Source organism: Nonomuraea zeae, assembly GCF_005889725.1.
GTDB classification, from domain to species: Bacteria; Actinomycetota; Actinomycetes; order Streptosporangiales; family Streptosporangiaceae; genus Nonomuraea; species Nonomuraea zeae.
The window spans coordinates 1-2897 of record NZ_VCKX01000576.1 but is presented as its reverse complement, the minus strand read 5'-3'; the positions used below and the strand labels follow the sequence as shown (position 1 = coordinate 2897).

General features: G+C 73.3%; 2 protein-coding genes and 1 pseudogene. All 3 read right to left on the bottom strand.

Annotated features, from left to right (window positions below):
* Positions 1-201: 201 nt before the first annotated feature.
* Complete coding sequence (locus ETD85_RS61325) at positions 202-1266, bottom strand: ATP-binding protein (RefSeq protein ID WP_138698944.1); 1065 nt, start codon at positions 1264-1266, stop codon at positions 202-204.
* Positions 1263-2606: a DUF5691 domain-containing protein gene (locus ETD85_RS61320; RefSeq protein ID WP_240780165.1), complete on the bottom strand. Its 1344-nt coding sequence runs from the start codon at positions 2604-2606 to the stop codon at positions 1263-1265. Before ETD85_RS61320 ends, ETD85_RS61325 begins: the two co-directional genes overlap by 4 nt.
* Positions 2603-2897 (bottom strand): annotated as a pseudogene (locus ETD85_RS61315) (SWIM zinc finger family protein); the annotation flags it as partial. The gene ETD85_RS61320 and the pseudogene ETD85_RS61315, both read right to left, overlap by 4 nt.

The window sequence follows — 2897 nt, the reverse complement described above, 5'->3', positions numbered from 1 at the left end:
GCCCTCGGAGGACCCGCTCACGTCACCGCCCCCCTCGCGAGATCCCCGCACCACGCCACCACCTTCCCCGGCTCCGGTCACGACGCCACCGTCCTCCTGCGGCCCGCTCACGACGCCACCGCCCTCTCATCGCGGAGCCCGCTCACCACACCGCCACCTCCCGAGGCCCCCCGGACCACGCCAGCGCCTCCCCGAACCCGCTCACGACACCTCGCGGCAGGCGCGGTAGAAGTCACGCCAGTCCTTGCGCTCGCGGACCACCGTCTCCAGGTATTCGCGCCACACCACCCGATCGGAGACCGGCTCCTGCACCACCGCGCCCACGATCCCGGCGGCCACGTCAGCCGGTCGGAGCACCCCGTCGCCGAAGTGGGCGGCCAGCGCGATGCCGCTGGTGAGCACCGAGATCGCCTCGGCCGTGGACAGGGTGCCGCTGGGCGACTTGACCTTGGTGCGCCCGTCCTCGGTCACACCCGTGCGCAGCTCGCGGAACACCGTCACCACCCGCCGGATCTCGGCCAGCCCCGTCGTCGTCTCGGGCAGCGCCAGGGAACGGCCGAGCTGGGTCACGCGACGGGAGACGATGTCCACCTCCTCCTCGGCGGTGGCCGGGACCGGCAGGACGACCGTGTTGAAGCGGCGGCGCAGCGCGCTGGACAGCTCGTTGACCCCCCGGTCGCGGTCGTTGGCCGTGGCGATCACGTTGAACCCGCGCTCGGCCTGCACCTCGCGGTTGAGCTCGGGGATCGGCAGGGTCTTCTCCGACAGCACGGTGATCAGGGCGTCCTGGACGTCGGACGGCATGCGGGTCAGCTCCTCGACGCGGGCGATCCGGCCCTCGGCCATCGCGCGCATCACCGGCGACGGGGTCAGCGCCTCGATCGACGGCCCTTCGGCCAGGAGCCTGGCGTAGTTCCAGCCGTACCTGATGGCCTCTTCCGCGGTGCCGGCCGTGCCCTGCACGAGCAGCGTCGAGTCGCCGCTGATGGCGGCGGCCAGGTGCTCCGACAGCCACGTCTTGGCGGTGCCGGGCACGCCGAGCAGCAGCAGCGCGCGGTCGGTCGCCAGCGTGGCGACGGCGACCTCGACGATGCGGCGCGCGCCCACGTATTTCGGGGTGATGCGGTCGCCGTCGCCCAGGATGTAGGTGGTCACGGCCCACGGCGACAGCTTCCAGCCCGGGGGCCTGTGCCGGTCGTCGTCCTTGGCCAGCAGAGCCAGCTCTTCGGTGTACTGGTCTTCGGCATGCGGTCGCAAAACGGTCATGGAACAAGCTCCTTGTACATGTCTGCACGGAAACGCAGCAGGGCGGCGACCTGCTGGATGGGCTCCACGGGCGAATAGCTCTCGGCCAGGAGGAACAGGGCCGGATCGATGTGCTCGCCCGCCAGCTTGACCAGCTCGCCGAGGTTCCAGGGCTGCGTGGCGGCCACTTTCACGATCTTGCGGAGGACGGCCGTGGCCAGGCCCTCGCGCCAATGGGACGACACGCCGCCCAACACCATGATCAACTGGCTGTCCAGGTCATGATTTTTCACGAAATGAGCGGCAAGCTCCTGCTGCTCGTCGGGCGGCAACGCCTCAAGAAGGTCCGCGATCGGGTCCCACCCGAACATCGCCCGCGCCCACTCCGGGTCCTTCTGCAGCACGGCCGCGCGCACCCAGGCGGCCTTCACCTCGGCGTCCCAGTCGGGGATCTTCAGCTTGAGCAGCGCGGCCGGCGGGCCGCCCCAGATCGACAGCGGGGCGCGGGCGATGACCTGCTGCAGCCACCAGGCCCGCTCGCCGATGCCTCTGGGCGGCTTCGGGCGGATGCCGTCGCGTTCCATCGCCCTGTCGCACTCCTTGGGCGGGTCGACGGCGATCGTCTGGCCGGTGACGCTCACGCAGGCGCTCACCCGCGCGGCCATCCGCTGCGACATGCGCGAGCCGGGCAGGCGGGTGAGCAGGTTGGCGGCGGCCTGGCGGACCTCCCTGCGGCGGTCGTCGAGCGCCTCCTCCAGGAACGGCTCGTCGTCCATGCTCAACCCGTCGGCCAGCACCTCGACGAACTCGGCCCGGTCATCGGGCGTCTCCCGCTCCCAGGTGCTCTCCAGCAGCCGCCTGGCCCGCGCCGGGTCGGCCGCCCTCAGCGCCCGCAGGTGCGCCCGCCGGTCCGCCGCGCCGCCCAGCTCCCAGGTCTCGCCCGTCGGCTCCTCCAGCAGGTAGTCCCAGGCGGGGTCGAGCCCGGCCAGCCACCTGCCGCGCCGCCCGGCCAGCACGCCGAGATGCACCCTGATCGAGCGGTCTCGCCGGCCCCTCTCCAGCAGCTCCGGCAGCGCGTAGGCGGGCACCCTGCGGCCCGTCGCGGCCGCCGCGGCCAGCCACTCGGGCAGCAGCCGCTCGTGGTCGCCGCCGATGATCCGCACCAGCCGCTCGGCCGCGCGCCTCCCCACCGCCGCCTGCTCCTCAGCGGGCGCGGGCGCGGGCGGGGCGCTCTCGTCCGTCCGCCGTCCGGCCCGCCGCCGCGCCACCTCGACGGCCGCGTCGGCGAGCAGATCCCCTCGGTACGGCCGGCGCCCGGTGCCCACCAGCGCCGTCGACGCCAGATCTTCCCAGCCCTTCACAGGATCACCGCCATTCCCTCGTCGTCCCAGGTGGTCAGGGGGCGCAGGCCCCGCGGGGTCCATTCGGCGGCCACCGTCAGCGGATGCCCGCCCGAGACGGCGATCAGCCGCCAGGGATCGCGGGCCCTGGGGTGCAGCGGCAGCCCGCCGATCGAGACCCGGTCAGGCACCACGCCGGCCAGCACGATCGGCCAGGACTCGGTCCACGGGTCCTCGCCGAGCGCCCGGGCCACCTCGTCCAGCGCCTCCTCCGGCGACATCCCCGGGCCGTCGTCGTGCACCTCCAGCACC